Genomic DNA, 15,977 nt, shown 5'->3' with positions numbered 1-15,977 from the left:
ATCGGACTTGAATGAGACTGACATTTTCACTGAGACCCGCACCTAGCCTTGAAACTATGTGGCATCCTGCCGCTCCAGCCAGTTCAAGATCGCTTGGTTGGTCTCTTCGGGTCTTTCTTGCTGGATCCAGTGACCGCAGTCGAGATTGACTACTTCCACATTGGGCACGAACTCTGTCAGGTTCTCAGCTCTCGCGATCGCGTCACGGTCGCCGTAGATCATAAGTGCGGGCTGTTGGATAATCGGGTCCACCTCCGCCAGCAAATGCCAGTTGCGGTCAAGGTTCCTGTACCAGTTCACACTGCCCGTGAATCCTGTCGATTCGAAGGCGGAGACGAAAACGGCCAATTCGCTATCGCTCATCAGAGGCTTACCGAGTGGTGTCTCTGCTCTGGCGAGATCGATCAGTGCCATACCCGGCTGAGACTCCCTGAGGGGTTCGTTCTTCCGGTACAGGTTGCGGAGGAACCGGAAGGTGTTGTCTTCGAACACCGCGTCCGCGACGCCCGGCTGTCGATTGAAATGGACGAAGTAGAAATCACCGCCGAGCACGGCTTCCATGAACTCAATCCAGGGCTGCTCTCCGCGATCCTGGTAGGGCAGGCTCAGGTTGATCACTTTGTTTACCCGGTCCGGGTGCAACAGGGTCAGGCCCCACACGACAAAGGCACCCCAATCGTGACCGACAAAGGTGGCATCTTCGTAGCCGTAGTGATCGAGAAGTGCGATGAGATCACCCGCCAAATGTTCAATGTCATAGTCCGTCACTTCGGTCGGACGTGATGAATTGCCGTAGCCGCGTTGGTTGGGGACGATGACGTGGTAGCCCGCCTCGACAAGGGCGGGCACCTGGTATCGCCAGGAATAGGCGTGCTCTGGCCATCCGTGACACAACACGATGGGTTTCCCGGCATTGTGTCGCCCTGCCTCGAAGACTTCGAGTTCCACGCCGTTGACTTGGATGAGGACGGGCCTGGGGAAGTCGGATGGATTCACGGATGCTCCTTTGAGTTGAGTACCGATCTCGTGTCTGGATCGACCGGTTGCTCCGACGTTAGGGAGCATCGTGGACACATAAAGTCCTAGATCGCTGGCAATCTGAAGAAATGCGGAACGATCCCACAGGCCGAGCACTGCAATTGCTCTCGCTCCTTCAGACCCATCGCTTCTGGCACTGTGCCGAACTTGCCGCACGACTCGATGTCACGCAGCGGACGGTGCGCCGCGACATCGATCGCCTACGCGACCTCGGTTATCCGGTCGATTCCACGTCCGGAAAGTACGGGGGCTACCGACTTGCAACGGGGGCACACGTGCCGCCCCTGATCCTCGACGATGACGAGTCCGTGGCGGTAGCCGTCGGACTGCGCTACGCCGCCGAGGCCGCCATCGGAGGCATCGAAGAAACATCGCTGCGCGCGCTGACCAAGATCGAAGCACTCCTGCCCCATCGACTACGCCGACGTGTGTCGGCACTGCATTCGAGCGTCAGTTCCATGCGGCGGGCAGATGACGACATCGTCGACCCCGAAGCACTCAGTGTGCTCGCTGCGGCATGTCGCGACCACGAGCACGTTCGTTTCGACTACCGGCGAGGTGACGGCGAGAGCAGCAGACGGCTCGTCGAGCCGCACCGCCTTGTCACGGCGGGACGTCGTTGGTACCTCGTAGCATGGGACCACCATCGTGCGGATTGGCGAACATTTCGACTGGACCGGCTCTCGGAGCCCTGGCTGGCAGGCAGTCATTTCACGCCACGCGAGATCCCGGGCGGTGACGCGGCAGCCTTCGTCGCGAGATCAGTCGACTCGCCACCCCGTCACCACGATGCAAAACTCGCCATCGAAGCTACGTTCGCCGACCTCGAGGGCGTACTCAGATGGATAGACCACACACCGATCGAGGTGGCAGCGGACCGCTGCCTTGTCGAGATCCGCAGCGAAGATCTCGGCAGGCTCGCCATGACGGTTGCGCGCATTGCGCTCACCGCCCCAGTGGTCGTCATCGAACCAACCGAGCTTGCCGACACCGTCAGTCGGCTCGCCCTTCACCTCAGGGTCTCGCCACCATGACAGTCAGAAGAGGATTGTGCGACAGAACCATTCATGTCCAGGTTGCCGCGGGGACGTGTTCCCCGCGCAGGCCCCTCGTCTATCGAGACACGTATCCGTTCCCCTGTGAGCTTGGAGAGTAAGTGACCAATTCGAAATCATCGCCGGCTTCCATCCACCCCCCGACGTGGAAGTTCGACTACCCGATCATCCACGCCGAGACTCGGGAACAGTGGCGAACTTGGCTGACGGACAATCACACGTCAGGCCGAGGTGTGTGGTTGTGCTCCTGGCGCACCACCACCAGCCGACCACGCTGCCCCTACCCTCAGGCCGTTGAGGAAGCCATCTGCTTTGGTTGGATCGATTCCACCAACACCATCCTCGACGAAGAGCGCAATTTGCAACTGTTCACGCCTCGTAGACGCAAGAGTTCCTGGACCCGTCTCAACCGCGAACGCGCAGCTGATATGGAAGCGCGTGGCCTTATGACCGCTGCTGGTCGCGGTGCAATTGCTGCCGCGAAATCCACTGGTTGGTGGACGATTCTCGACCAAGTCGAAGACCTCGAGGAACCATCTGACTTGCAGGCGGCGCTGGACCTGGACCCGCAAGCTCGAAGCAACTGGGACAGTTTTCCGCCCAGCGCCCGCAAACAGATGCTGTGGTGGATAGTCTGTGCCGCTCGAGACGCAACACGGGCAGGTCGAATCGCCCATATCGTCAACAATGCGGCCATCGGCGAACGTGCTCGCGGCTGATCCGTGATTCGACCGCGTCCGGTATGAAGGCCGGTCGACGCGGGACGGGTGGACTCGGTACTCGCAGGTCTGACTTACGTCAGGATGCGGATCACACGTCGTAGTAGAGCTCGAACTCGTACGGGTGCGGACGCAGGTTGACCGGAGCGATTTCCTGCTCGCGCTTGAGCGAGATCCAGGTCTCGATCAGGTCGGTGGTGAAGACGCCACCCTCGGTCAGGTACTCGTGATCGGCTTCGAGGCGGTTGATGACCGTCTCGAGGCTGGTCGGAGCCTGCGGGATGTTGCGAGCCTCCTCCGGGGGAAGCTCGTAGAGGTCCTTGTCGACCGGAGCCATCGGCTCGATCTTGTTCTTGATGCCGTCCAGGCCGGCCATCATCTGTGCAGCGAAGTTGAGGTACGGGTTACCCGAGGAGTCGGGTGCGCGGAACTCGAGACGCTTTGCCTTCGGGTTGTTGCCCGTGATCGGGATACGGACAGCGGCCGAGCGGTTGCGCTGGCTGTACACGAGGTTGATGGGGGCTTCGTAGCCCGGCACCAGACGGTGGTACGAGTTGATCGTGGGGTTGGTGAAGGCCAACAGCGACGGAGCGTGGTGCAGGATGCCGCCGATGTAGTGGCGAGCCATGTCCGAGAGGCCGGCGTAGCCGGACTCGTCGTGGAAGAGGGGCTTGCCGTCCTTCCACAGGGACTGGTGGACGTGCATGCCCGAGCCGTTGTCACCGAAGAGCGGCTTCGGCATGAAGGTCGCGGACTTGCCGTGCTGCCAGCAGGTGTTCTTGACGATGTACTTGAACAGCTGCAGGTCGTCAGCAGCTGCGAGCAGCGTGTTGAACTTGTAGTTGATCTCCTGCTGTCCGCCGGTACCGACCTCGTGGTGGCCGCGCTCGAGCTCGAAGCCCGCGTTGGTCAGGTTGGTGGAGATTTCGTCGCGCAGGTCTACGTAGTGGTCGTACGGAGCGACGGGGAAGTAGCCGCCCTTGGCGCGAACCTTGTAGCCGAGGTTCGGGGAGCCGTCGGCGTTGGTCTCTGCGCCGGTGTTCCAGGAACCGGAGATGGAATCCAGCTCGTAGAACGCGGAGTTCATGCCGGAGTCGTAGCGAACCGAGTCGAAGATGTAGAACTCGGCCTCGGCGCCGAAGAATGCGGTGTCCGCGATGCCGGTGCTGACCAAGTACTCCTCGGCCTTGCGGGCAACGTTGCGCGGGTCGCGGCTGTAGGACTCACGGGTGAACGGGTCGTGCACGAAGAAGTTGATGTTGAGGGTCTTCGCCTTGCGGAAGGGGTCGATCTGCGCCGTGGTGACGTCGGGAAGCAACATCATGTCGGACTCGTGGATCGACTGGAATCCGCGGACCGAAGATCCGTCGAATGCGAGGCCGTCCTCGAACACGTCCTGGTTGAAAGCAGACGCCGGGATCGAGAAGTGCTGCTGGACGCCGGGCAGGTCGCTGAACCGAATGTCGACGTACTCGATGTTCTCGTCCGCGATGTACTTGATGACCTCTTCGGCCGTGGTGAACGCCACGCTTGTGCTCCTTAAGTCGCTTCAGCCAAGTGATGTCGGTTGAATCCGTCGAGGCAGACGGTAGGGAGCTGGTGTTGCCCGCTCGTCAACCCTTTGTTTCGGCAGTGTTACGCGTCGCAGCATCCTGGGGATTTCCGAAGTCCATGTGACCGGCCACACAGTTAAAACCCGGCAAATCTGGACTACGGTGCTGCGACGCCTATCCTGGACAGCATGGCACGTATCACCGGAACTTGGCTCTCTGGGCCGCAAGCAGCTTTGCCGAAGAGCACGGACGGCCGTGAGCAGTCGTACCGTGGCGAGTTCCTCGGTTTCCCTCAGGAGGGGCCGGGTTCGCTGGTCGGTTCGGGCCGTCGTATCGCCGCACTGTTGGTGGATTGGGTCATGGCCGTGGGAGTGGCCTCGCTCATCACCGGAGACTTCTTCGACGGTATGACCTCGACTGTCACGCTGATGGTGTGGTTCGCCGTCGGTGTCGTCACCGTGGCTCTGTTCAACTTCACCCCGGGGCAGTTCGTCCTCGGACTTCAGGTTGCGCGAATCGAAGGCCCGATCCGAGTGGGCTTCGTTCGCGCGTTGGGGCGTCAGGCGCTGCTGGTGTTCGTCATTCCCGCGACCATCACCGACATCGACGGTCGCGGTATGCAGGACCGCGCGACCGGCACTTTGCTCGTGAAGTCGCGCTGACACAAACTTCTCGAACGAAGAAAGACCCGGGTCCGTATGGGCCCGGGTCTTTCGTTTGCTGTGGGGGAGTGTCAGCGACGACGAATGGTTCGCTGCATTCCCTTCATCTTCGCGCCTCCGGGCATCGGGCCCTTGGGAAGCGCTGCTCCGCCGCCGCGTGCGCTGAGCGCAGCGAGGCGACCTTCGATGTTGTCCATGCGCTTGGTGTCGATGTTGCGGGGCAACTTGTTCAAGTAGCGCTGGAGCTGCGAGAGCGGAACCTGGCCCTCGTCGTTTCCGATGATGATGTCGTAGATCGGGGTGTCGCCGATGAGGCGGGCAGTCTTCTTCTTCTCCTGCGCGAGGAGGCCCTTGACGCGTTGCGGCGAACCCTCGGCGACGAGGATGACACCCGGCCGTCCGACGACGCGGTGAACGGCGTCGAGTTGGGTGGTGCCGGCGACGGCGTTCGTGACGCGCCACGCGCCCTGCATGTTGTCGAGGGCCCACGCAGCGGCACCGGCCTGACCTTCAGCTTTCTTGTACACCGATTTCTGGACGCGGCGACCGAAGATGATGAAAGCACCGAGGAGACCGAGAACGATGCCGATCGGCAGCAGGAACCACTGAAGGCCCCAGATGAGACCGACCAGGAAGAAGACCAGAGCCGCACCGACGAGGGTGCCGATCATCAGCGGCAGGAGGAGCTTGTCGTCCTTGCGCTGCATCTGGAATGCCTGCCAGAGCTGAGTTCTACGTTCCTTGGAAGCCTGCCTGCGGGCAGCCTTCGCTGCAGCCTTTGCCTCTTTGGTGGGTTTGCCCTTACCGGATTTGCTGCCGTTCGCCATGTACCCAGGATACGTCCATTGCTGTGCGCCTTTACTAACCGCCCGCGGTTAATAAAGGCGCACAGCAAAAAGTGGATCAGCGATTCAGGCGCGCCATGAGTGAGCTGGCTTCCTGGGAAGCGTCTCCGCCCTCGGTCAGATGACGCTGCGCCTCGGGCAGTTCACGGCCGTGATGTGCCATGGCCTGCGCATACAGGCGGCCGGCGCGGTATGACGAGCGAACCAACGGACCGGCCATGACGCCGGCGAAGCCCATCTCTTCTGCAGCCTTGGAGTGTGCGACGAACTCCTCGGGCTTGACCCACCGCTCGACGGGGTGGTGCCGGGGCGAGGGGCGCAAGTACTGGGTGATGGTGAGGATGTCGCAACCGGCGGCGTGGAGATCTGCCATCGCCTCGGTGACCTCTTCAGGGGTTTCGCCCATACCGAGGATCAGGTTGGACTTGGTGACCAGTCCGTAGTCGCGTGCTGCGGTGATGACGTCGAGGCTGCGCTGGTACCGGAATGCCGGACGGATCCGCTTGAAGATGCGGGGGACGGTCTCGAGGTTGTGTGCGAGTACCTCGGGGCGTGAGGCGAAGACCTCGTCGAGCAGTTCCGGCTTGCCGTTGAAGTCCGGAACCAGGTTCTCGACGCCGGTGCCCGGGTTGAGTTCGTGGATCTTGCGGACGGTCTCGGCGTAGAGCCAGGCGCCGCCGTCGGGGAGGTCGTCGCGGGCGACGCCGGTGATCGTGGAGTACCGAAGCCCCATGGCCTGAACGCTTTCCGCGACGCGACGGGGCTCGTCGCGGTCGAGGGCCTCGGGCTTGCCGGTGTCGATCTGGCAGAAGTCGCAGCGGCGTGTGCACTGCTCGCCGCCGATCAGGAACGTGGCTTCGCGGTCTTCCCAGCACTCGTAGATGTTGGGGCAGCCTGCTTCCTCGCAGACGGTGTGCAAACCTTCACGCTTGACCAGGCCCTTGAGCTCCGTGTACTCGGGGCCCATCTTTGCACGGGTCTTGATCCAGTTGGGTTTGCGTTCGATGGGCGTCTCCGCGTTTCGGATCTCGAGACGGAGCAGCTTACGTCCTTCTGGGGCGATAGTCACGACAGTGATCCTACGCCCGGTGATTACTGCAACGGGGTTCGGGCGAGCCCGTCAGCTGTACTGAACAGTAGTAAAAGTCGGAGTAGGCGAGGCGCTTTCGAAGGTGACGCGCTCGACGTTCCGTTCGGTGACGGGCATGGTTCCGTCGAGAGCAGCGATCACTGCCTCGGTCACAGCGGGAGTGACTTCGTCCACGGTGACGTCGCGACCGAGTTCATCCGACAGCGTCGTCACCCCGGCGTCACGGATGCCGCAGGGAATGATGTTGTCGAATCCGGTCAGGACCGAATTGCAGTTCAGGGAGAAGCCGTGCAGTGCCACGCCCCGTTGGACGCGCACGCCGATGGCGGAAACCTTGCGCTCGGGCTTCCATTGCCCGTTTGCGAGTTCGGCAGGCAGCCAGACGCCGGAGCGGCCGTCGATGCGCCCGCAGTTCAGCCCGAGATCCGTGCACACCGTGATCAGTGCTTCCTCGATGCGTCGGACATACCGCACCACGTCGATGGGCTCGGCCAGTTTCACGATCGGATATCCGACCAGCTGGCCGGGGCCGTGCCAGGTGATCTTCCCGCCGCGGTCGACGTCGATGACAGGTGTGCCGTCGACGGGACGGTCTTCGGGTTCCGTGCGTCGACCTGCCGTGTATACCGGCGGGTGTTCGAGGAGCAGTAGCGTGTCCGGTCCGATGTCGTCTGCCCGCGCTGCCGCGAGCTCACGCTGACGGTCCCACGCGGCGTTGTAGTCGATCAAACCGAGTTGCTCGACGGCGATCGGCAGTTTCGAGAACCGGGCGGAAACGTCAGCGCTGCTCATGGACGTAGAGATTACGCCCGACTTCGGAATCATCCGAGTGCGGCCGCCAGCGCTTCGCCGATCGTGTTGTGGCGGAAGGAGAATCCCGCCTTTTCCAAGGCCGCGGGAATGGCGCGCTGGCCACCGAGGATGCCGCTCTTGGCGAATTCTCCGATCAACGCTTCGAGTGCGAACCCGGGAACGATCCAGGGAGCCGGTCGGTGGACCGCACGGGACATGGCGTCATTGAACTGGGCGTTGGTGACAGGGGCCGGACCGGTCAGGTTGACGGGACCGGAGAGTTCGGAATTCTTGAGCGCGAACTTGATCGCGTCGCACTCGTCCTCGAGTGAGATCCACGGAAAGTACTGGCGACCGTTGCCCAGTCGCCCGCCGAGACCGAACGAATAAATGCGCCGAAGCCGACCGAGCATGCCGCCGTGGGGTGAAATCACGACGCCCGAGCGCAGATTGACCACGCGGGCTCCCGCCTTGCGTGCGGGCTCGGTGGCAATTTCCCAATCGCGACACGTCGTGGCGAGAAAGTCGGTGCCCGCCGGCGAATCCTCGTCGACGATCTTGTCGCTGGTGTCGCCGTAGTAGCCGACGGCGCTCGCGTTGGCGAGTACGGGAACCTTCTGACTTGCGACAGCTTCGGCCAGGACATCGGTCGCGACGATCCGGCTGTCACGGATCGCCTGCTTGTAGGAACCCGACCACCGTTTGTCGCCGATGCCGACGCCGCAGAGGTTCACGACGGCGTCAGCGCCCTGTAGGACGGAGAGGTCCAGGCGGTCCTGGTCTGGGTCCCAACGCGATTCGTCGGGTCCAGCGGTCGAGCGTCGCACGAGACGTACGACGTCGTGGTTGTCGGAGCGCAACGATGACACCAAGGCCGTTCCGATCAAACCGGACGAGCCGGCGATGACTACTCGCATTCGGAAGCCTCCTTCGATTCAGCCTGCTTCGATATCCGACCGTGTATATCCGACCGTACTGAAAAAGCCGGGGCGCCACCTCCTGATGGAGATGACGCCCCGGCCGGCCGAGCAGTTGCTTACAGGCCCAGATCAGCTTCGAACGAGGCTTCTTCCAACCGCTGCTTCACAGTGGTGAGGAATCGGCCGGCGTCGGCGCCGTCGACCAGACGGTGATCGTAGGTCAGCGGCAAGTAGATCATCGAGCGAACGCCGATGGACTCGTTGCCGTTCTCGTCGGTGACCACCATCGGGCGCTTGACGATCGCACCGGTTCCGAGCATGGCCGCCTGCGGCGGTACCAGGATCGGGGTGTCGAACAGCGCGCCCTGGCTGCCGATGTTGGTGATGGTGAAGGTTCCACCCGAGAGCTCGTCCGGCTTCAGGCCACCCGAGCGTGCACGCTTCGCGATGTCGGCGATGGCGCGAGCCAAACCGGCAAGGCCGAGATCGCCGGCGTTGTGGATGACGGGGGAGAGCAAGCCCTGATCGGTGTCCACTGCGATGCCGAGGTGCTCAGCGTCGTAGTAGGTGATCTGCTTGGCAGCCTCGTCGTAGCTGGCGTTGATGTTCGGGTGCGACTTCAGTGCCTCGACGACTGCCTTGGCGAAGAACGGAAGGAACGTCAGGTTGACGCCTTCGCGCTCGATGAAGCCGGCCTTGGCGCGGGCCCGCAGGGCGACGATCTTGGTGACATCCACCTCGAAGGTCTGCGTAAGCTGAGCGGTGTTCTGCAGCGACTCACGCGTCTTGGTGGCCGTGATCTGCCGAATACGGTTGGCCTTCTGCGTGGTTCCGCGCAGGTGTGCCAGTTCCGGTCGGACGCCTGCGGCTGCGGTGGCGGCCGGTGCGGCCGCGGGTGCTGCAGCAGGAGCAGCGGCGGCGGGAGCCTTCTTGGCCTCCGCAGCGGCGAGCACATCCTGCTTGCGGATGCGGCCGCCGACGCCGGTGCCGGTGACGGTCGCGAGGTCGACGCCGTTGTCCGTGGCGAGCTTGCGCACGAGCGGGGTGACGTACGGGCTGCTGTCGCCGGAAGCTGCGGGTGCGGCCGCCGGTGCGGGAGCTGCAGCAGGCTTCGGAGCGGGTGCGGCTGGTGCGGCAGCAGGCTTGGGTGCCTCGGCCTTGGGTGCTTCGGCCTTGGGTGCCTCAGCCTTCGGTGCTTCAGCCTTGGGTGCCGGCGGAGCGGCCGGTGCTGCGGGAGCGGCCTTGGGTGCCGGAGCCGCGGCGGGTGCGCCGGATCCGACGACGGCCAGCTGGCCACCGATCTCGACGGTGTCGTCTTCCTGCGCATTGATCTCGAGCAGGATTCCGGCGACGGGGGACGGGATTTCGGTGTCGACCTTGTCGGTCGAGACTTCGAGCAGCGCCTCGTCGACGGCAACCTCGTCGCCGACGGCCTTGAGCCAGCGGGTGACGGTGCCTTCGGTGACGGACTCGCCGAGGGCGGGCATCGTCACGGAGGTGCCTTCAGCGGAACCGCCGGAAGCAGCGGGTGCCTCGGCGGCGGGAGCTTCTTCGGCGGGAGCTTCGGCAGCCGGGGCTTCCTCGGCGGGAGCTTCCTCTGCGGCGGGGGCGGGTGCCTCTGCCTCGGGTGCTGCGGCTTCGCCGGCTTCACCGATCTGGGCGAGCTCGCCACCGATTTCCACGGTGTCGTCTTCCTGCGCGACGATCTTGGTCAGGACGCCGGCGACGGGAGACGGAATCTCGGTGTCGACCTTGTCCGTGGAGACTTCGAGCAAGGGTTCGTCGACTTCGACCGTGTCTCCTTCCTGCTTGAGCCACCGTGTGACAGTTCCCTCGGTGACGCTCTCACCTAGGGCTGGCATCTGGACGGAGAAGGCCATGTCTTTTGACTCCTCGACAGTTGTGTTCGGGTTGTTGAATTTTGTCGACTTGTGGTCGTAATGCATTGTGCTCGAGTGGCGCGCGACGTGCGGCTACTTGTAGCTATTTTGCCGATGTCGACGCGCGGGCGCGGCGTCACCGTCGTTCATCTTTCCATTGATACGCCGGGCGTGTCCGATGAGGGGGATGCCGTCCGTTTCGGGTGTGTCGGCTACTGGCGAGTAGGTATGCGTTGGGGGTCCGGCTGTAACGTCGTAAGCGGACCAAACGGTATGTCGTGCGCAGGCATAACGGACATCGCCTGGCAAACTTGACATATCGCCGGGGTGTATCCGCGGCGTCGGTACCGAGGAGGGTACGACCGTGGGACTGTTCGATCGTTTCAAGCGTCCGCCGAGTGCGGCTCAGGCCGCAGCGCAGAGTGATGCGGATCATCTGGCGAATTGGGCGCACTCGCACGAAGGCGTCGAGGCATATGTGGAACCGCAGACGACGGTGACCGAGGTGACCGTTGTCCTCGTCGCGAAGGACGGGGAGTGGACTCGTCGTCGTGTCGGCGGCGAACGTGGTGCCCGCAAATTGGGACAAGACCTGAAGATTCCGGTCTACGACGTCCGAAAAACGGGATATCCGCCTTTATTAACCTCCCGCGGTTAATAAAGGCGCACAGCAAGTGGTCAGCCGTTGACCGCGATGTCCTCCAGGACCGAGATCATCGTGCGAACCGGAACGCCGGTGCCGCCCTTGCCGGTGTAACCCCACGGCCCTGACGTGTTGTACGCAGGACCTGCGACGTCGATGTGCGCCCACTGGACACCCTCGGGAACGAATTCCTTGAGGTAGTGAGCGGCGACCAGCATGCCGCCCCAGCGGTGCGGGGTGACATTGGCCATGTCGGCGACCTTGGAGTCGAGATCTCCGCGCAGTTCCTCGGGCAGCGGCATGGCCCAACCGTTCTCGCCGACGCTCTGCGAGATGGAGGCGACGCGGTCACGGAACTCGTCCGTGCCCATGACGCCGGGGGTGCGGTTGCCGAGCGCCACCATCTGCGCACCGGTGAGGGTTGCGGTGTCGATCATGTAGTCGGGGTTGTCCTCACCCGCGCGAACCATCGCGTCGGCCAGGATCAAACGGCCCTCGGCGTCGGTGTTGACGACCTCGATGGTGATTCCGCCGTACTGGGTCAGCACGTCGCCGGGACGCTGCGCGGTTGCGGACGGCATGTTCTCGGCCATCGGGACGTATGCGACGACGTTGACGGGCAGACCGAGCTTGGCGGCGAGCACGACGGTGGAGATGACGGCTGCGGCGCCGCCCATGTCCGAGGTCATGTTCTCCATCCCGGCGGCAGGCTTGATGGAGATTCCGCCGGTGTCGAAGGTGATGCCCTTGCCCACCAGTGCGACCTTGCGGGCTCCACGCTTCTTCGACGCGTATTCGAGGCGGACGAGACGCGGCTGGCGTGACGATCCCTTGCCGACGCCGATGATTCCGCCGTAGCCACCCTTCTCGAGTGCCTTCTCGTCGAGCACCTGGACGGTGAGCCCGGCCTCGACGCCCAGTGCCTTGGCGCGCGCGGCGAACTCGGCGGGGTAGAGGTGGCTCGGGGGAGTGTTGACGAACTCGCGTGCGGTGGCGACGGCCTCGGCGATCGCTGCCGACCGTGCCAGCGTTGCCTTGGTCTCCTTGGTGCGCGGCGATGGCACCAGAAGTTCGACGCGGGCCAGTGGCTGCGAATCAGGACCGGGAGCCGTCATGGACGACTTGAATTCGGTGAAGCTGTACGCGCCCAACGCAAATCCCTCGGCGGCTGCGCCGAGATCGAGGATCGAGAGCGTGGTTGCGACGGTGTCGATGCCGGACAGTGAGCGCGCTGCAGCGCCCGCGGACTTGCGGATCTGCTCACTGTCGAGCTTGTCGGCGGAGCCGAGTCCGACGGCGAGGACGCTGGTGACCGACAGCGCGCTCGGTGCCGGGACGCGGGTGAGCTGCTCGGGCTTGCCGGTGGCGCCGACGGCGATGAGGCTGTCGAGGATCTCGGCGAGCACGTCTTCGGCGACGATGCCTTCGCTGAGTGCGATCTCGGGGCCGTCCGGACCCGACGTCAGACCGACGACCAATATCTCTGCGCGCTTGGCGACTGTGCCGGCGAGAACGAGGTCGGGTCCCAACGATCGGGCTGTGCGAGTGCTCAAGGTGTCTCCTGTGAGGTGAGTGTGCGATGCGTCCGGTTCTGGCGGATGCCTGAGTCGATGTTAGGCCCTTTGCCGTTTGCGGACGGGGCGATCGTCGCGGCCGGGTGAGCTCTCGCTGCGGACATGTTTCGATTGGCGAAGTCCGATAGGTTGTGGGCCATGACCGACGAACAACTGTTGCAGGGCCCGATCCACCCCGTCCACGTCGAACTCGGCGCGACGTTCGCGCCGTTCGGGGGATGGCAGATGCCGGTTTCGTACGCCGGCGTCGTGGCCGAACACACCTCTGTGCGTGAGAATGTCGGACTCTTCGACGTCAGTCACCTCGGCAAGGCCGTCGTGCGTGGCGCGGGCGCCGCAGAATTCGTGAACTCCGCACTGACCAACGATCTGAACAAGATCGGGCCGGGTAAGGCTCAGTACACGTTGTGCTGCAACGAGTCCGGTGGTGTCATCGACGACCTCATCGCGTACTACGTCAGCGACGACGAGATCTTCCTCGTCCCGAACGCGGCCAATACCGCGGACGTCGTTGCGGCTCTTGTCGCCCTCGCACCGGACGGAATCACCGTCGAGGATCAGCATCGTGCCTACGGTGTGCTGGCTGTGCAGGGTCCGAAATCGGTCGCGGTTCTGACGGCGCTGGGACTTCCCACCGAGATCGAGTACATGGCGTACGAAGATGCGGAATGGAACGGCGTGCCTGTTCGTGTGTGCCGCAGCGGTTACACCGGTGAGGTCGGCTACGAACTCCTGCCGCGGTGGGAGGACAGCGAGCCGTTGTTCCGTGCGCTTCTCGAGGCAGTGCGCGCCGAGGGTGGGCAGGCCGCCGGACTCGGCGCTCGTGACACTCTTCGTACCGAGATGGGTTATCCGCTGCACGGGCATGAGCTTTCGCTCGAGATTTCTCCGCTCGAAGCGCGCTGCGGATGGGCGATCGGTTGGAAGAAGCCGACATTCTGGGGCAAAGAGACCTTGGCCGACGAGAAGGCTGCCGGCCCGGCTCGCAAACTCTGGGGGATCAAGGCTCTCGATCGCGGCGTGCTTCGTGCCGGCCTCGGTGTTCTGCGTGACGGCGAGGCAATCGGCGAGACCACCTCGGGGACGTTTTCGCCTTCGCTCAAAGTGGGAATTGCGTTGGCGCTCCTCGATTCCGGTGCCAATGTCTCGGCCGGCGACGAGATCGAAGTCGACGTCCGTGGTCGTGCTCTTCGGTGCGTCGTGGTGTCTCCTCCGTTCGTGGAGACCAACACCAAGTAGAGAGCTTTTTCACGTTCGATAGGATTGCGCCCATGACAGGTGCCGCCGATTTCGTTCGTGTTCAGAGCTCGTCCCCGAAGTCCGACGCCGAGCGCCGTGACATTTTGGCGGCGCCCGGCTTCGGGCGGCACTTCACCGACCACATGGTCTCGATCGACTACACCGCGGGCAAGGGCTGGCACGACGCCCAGGTGTTGCCGTACGGAAACATCGAGCTCGATCCGGCCGCAATGGTTTTGCATTACGGACAGGCCATCTTCGAGGGCCTCAAGGCATACCGTCAGCCGGGTGGCGAGATCAGCTCGTTCCGCGTCGAGGCCAACGCCGAGCGTTTCGCAGCATCTGCGCGCCGTCTGGCCATGCCGGAGCTCCCGTCGCAGATGTTCATCGATTCCATCACCGAACTGATCGACGTCGATCTCGACTGGGTTCCCGCAGCCGGTGGCGAGGACGCGCTCTACCTCCGTCCGTTCATGTTCTCCACCGAAGCCGGACTCGGTGTCCGTCCCGCCCACGAGTACCGCTACCTGCTGATCGCCTCACCCGCCGGTGCGTACTTCCCGCGCGGCGTCAAGCCGGTCAGTGTGTGGCTGTCCACCGAATACGTTCGCGCGGCCCCTGGCGGTACCGGCGCGGCCAAGTTCGCCGGCAACTACGCCGCTTCGCTCCTCGCCCAGGCGCAAGCTGCCGACGAGGGTTGCGACCAGGTGGTCTGGCTCGACGCCATCGAGCGCACGTACGTCGAGGAAATGGGTGGAATGAACCTGTTCTTCGTCTTCGGCTCCGGCCCCGACGCTCGCCTCGTGACGCCGTCGCTGTCCGGTTCGTTGCTGCCGGGCATCACGCGCAACTCGTTGCTCGCCCTTGCCGCCGATTCCGGTTTCGCCGTCGAGGAGCGCAAGATCAGCACCGACGAATGGCGCACCAAGTGCAAGAGCGGTGAAATCACCGAGGTCTTCGCTTGCGGCACAGCAGCAGTCATCACCCCCGTCGGACGCGTCAAGTCCGCCGAGGGCGAGTTCACCATCGCCGACGGCGAGCCGGGTGAAGTGACGATGGCACTGCGCGACACCCTCACGGGCATTCAGCGCGGCACCTTCGCCGACACCCACGGCTGGATGACCAAGCTTCACTGATCGCTGGTTCGTTCCGCGAGCAACCGCTCGCGGAAGAACTGCAGAATCTCGTCTCGAGCGACGGTGGTGGGCGATCCCGCCTCGTCGACGAGATGAGCCGTCACCACGCTGTGTGGATTGGCAATGACGTGTTCGAAGAACGGTGACGTTGTCGCGTTGGCCGCTTCGTCGGGCAGTACCTTTCCGACGAAGCGCTCGCCCATGGCCTTCGAGTAGGCCGCGAATCGCTGTGCGCGGCAGAACGGGTCACCTTGAAACCGGTATGCAAGCACCGTGAGGTCTTCGGCCTCGAGTCTCGAGCGCACGGCTTCGAGTTCTTCGGGCCCGCTGTCGGTTTCGTCCGGTCGGTCGAGCGGTAACGACGGTTGGGCGAGAACCGGCGCGATGACCGAGGGTTCGAGCATCATCGACAACGCGAAGTTGCCGGTGAAGCACATCCCGATCACGCCAACGCCAGGACCGCCGCACTCCTCATGCGCCGAAGCGGCGAGTGCACGCAGCCAACGGACCGCCGGACTCGGTTCGTCGACAGCGAGGGCGCGGAACTCCGCACTGACGCAGGCTCTCTTGAACACCGTCAGCCCCTCGTCCACTGTGGGGACCGCTCCGTCGCGCCCGAACAGTGACGGAACGAAGACAGTGAAACCGGCGTCGCGCACCCAGCGGGCGAATCGCGCTACATGGGGGCTGATGCCTGGCATTTCCGGCATGACGATTACTGCGGGACCGGTGCCGGCCACGTACACGGACTTCGACACTGCGCCGATCGTGATCGTTCGACGGTCGAAGTCTTCGAGTGGATCATCTTTTGTCATACTTCGGTTCGGCACG

15 protein-coding genes are annotated in these 15,977 nt (G+C 63.6%); 6 read left to right on the top strand and 9 right to left on the bottom strand.

Annotated features, from left to right (window positions below; all coding sequences use genetic code 11):
* Positions 1-54: 54 nt before the first annotated feature.
* Entirely contained in the window at positions 55-996 is a 942-nt protein-coding gene (locus AC1DWA_RS20550; RefSeq protein WP_477846926.1) for an alpha/beta fold hydrolase, read from the bottom strand.
* A 110-nt stretch (positions 997-1,106) separates the two neighbouring features.
* Between AC1DWA_RS20550 and AC1DWA_RS20545 the strand changes: the two genes are divergently transcribed.
* Complete coding sequence (locus tag AC1DWA_RS20545; RefSeq protein WP_477846925.1) at positions 1,107-2,072, top strand: helix-turn-helix transcriptional regulator; 966 nt, start codon at positions 1,107-1,109, stop codon at positions 2,070-2,072.
* 122 nt (positions 2,073-2,194) lie between these two features.
* Positions 2,195-2,812 (top strand): YdeI/OmpD-associated family protein, encoded by a 618-nt coding sequence (locus AC1DWA_RS20540; protein ID WP_080910093.1) that lies wholly within the window; start codon positions 2,195-2,197, stop codon positions 2,810-2,812.
* Between the two features lie 91 nt (positions 2,813-2,903).
* Here the strand turns inward: AC1DWA_RS20540 and glnA are convergent, their stop codons facing one another.
* A complete protein-coding gene (gene glnA, locus AC1DWA_RS20535; protein WP_003941609.1) occupies positions 2,904-4,340 on the bottom strand; it encodes a type I glutamate--ammonia ligase in 1,437 nt (478 codons plus the stop codon).
* A 213-nt stretch (positions 4,341-4,553) separates the two neighbouring features.
* Between glnA and AC1DWA_RS20530 the strand changes: the two genes are divergently transcribed.
* Positions 4,554-5,027, top strand: a complete 474-nt coding sequence (locus tag AC1DWA_RS20530) for an RDD family protein (RefSeq protein ID WP_019748923.1) — start codon at positions 4,554-4,556, stop codon at positions 5,025-5,027.
* 71 nt (positions 5,028-5,098) lie between these two features.
* Here the strand turns inward: AC1DWA_RS20530 and AC1DWA_RS20525 are convergent, their stop codons facing one another.
* From AC1DWA_RS20525 to sucB, 5 genes are all read right to left on the bottom strand, one after another.
* Entirely contained in the window at positions 5,099-5,854 is a 756-nt protein-coding gene (locus tag AC1DWA_RS20525; RefSeq protein WP_477846924.1) for a DUF4191 domain-containing protein, read from the bottom strand.
* A gap of 76 nt (positions 5,855-5,930) precedes the next feature.
* Positions 5,931-6,941 (bottom strand): lipoyl synthase, encoded by a 1,011-nt coding sequence (gene lipA, locus AC1DWA_RS20520; RefSeq protein WP_003941610.1) that lies wholly within the window; start codon positions 6,939-6,941, stop codon positions 5,931-5,933.
* 51 nt (positions 6,942-6,992) lie between these two features.
* Positions 6,993-7,754, bottom strand: coding sequence for a lipoyl(octanoyl) transferase LipB (gene lipB / locus AC1DWA_RS20515; protein WP_020969894.1), 762 nt, complete (start codon positions 7,752-7,754; stop codon positions 6,993-6,995).
* Positions 7,755-7,783: 29 nt separating this feature from the next.
* A complete protein-coding gene (locus AC1DWA_RS20510) occupies positions 7,784-8,671 on the bottom strand; it encodes a TIGR01777 family oxidoreductase (RefSeq protein WP_477846923.1) in 888 nt (295 codons plus the stop codon).
* A gap of 119 nt (positions 8,672-8,790) precedes the next feature.
* Positions 8,791-10,554, bottom strand: coding sequence for a 2-oxoglutarate dehydrogenase, E2 component, dihydrolipoamide succinyltransferase (sucB, locus tag AC1DWA_RS20505; protein WP_477846922.1), 1,764 nt, complete (start codon positions 10,552-10,554; stop codon positions 8,791-8,793).
* 364 nt (positions 10,555-10,918) lie between these two features.
* On the opposite strand from sucB, the gene AC1DWA_RS20500 reads away from it, so the two are divergent.
* Positions 10,919-11,212, top strand: a complete 294-nt coding sequence (locus tag AC1DWA_RS20500; protein ID WP_477916961.1) for an oxidoreductase — start codon at positions 10,919-10,921, stop codon at positions 11,210-11,212.
* Between the two features lie 20 nt (positions 11,213-11,232).
* Here the strand turns inward: AC1DWA_RS20500 and AC1DWA_RS20495 are convergent, their stop codons facing one another.
* Positions 11,233-12,750, bottom strand: coding sequence for a leucyl aminopeptidase (locus AC1DWA_RS20495; RefSeq protein WP_020908114.1), 1,518 nt, complete (start codon positions 12,748-12,750; stop codon positions 11,233-11,235).
* 159 nt (positions 12,751-12,909) lie between these two features.
* Here AC1DWA_RS20495 and gcvT point away from each other — a divergent pair, with 159 nt between their 5' ends.
* Entirely contained in the window at positions 12,910-14,010 is a 1,101-nt protein-coding gene (gcvT, locus tag AC1DWA_RS20490) for a glycine cleavage system aminomethyltransferase GcvT (protein WP_477846921.1), read from the top strand.
* 32 nt (positions 14,011-14,042) lie between these two features.
* Positions 14,043-15,146, top strand: a complete 1,104-nt coding sequence (locus AC1DWA_RS20485; RefSeq protein WP_477846920.1) for a branched-chain amino acid aminotransferase — start codon at positions 14,043-14,045, stop codon at positions 15,144-15,146.
* Here AC1DWA_RS20485 and AC1DWA_RS20480 read toward each other — a convergent pair.
* Entirely contained in the window at positions 15,140-15,961 is an 822-nt protein-coding gene (locus AC1DWA_RS20480) for a dienelactone hydrolase family protein (RefSeq protein ID WP_477847091.1), read from the bottom strand. The two genes, AC1DWA_RS20485 and AC1DWA_RS20480, sit on opposite strands and share 7 nt — an antisense overlap.
* Positions 15,962-15,977 lie beyond the last annotated feature (16 nt).

Source organism: Rhodococcus sp. P4_F3_2 (assembly GCF_056401335.1).
This window is presented reverse-complemented; position numbering and strand designations above follow the sequence as displayed.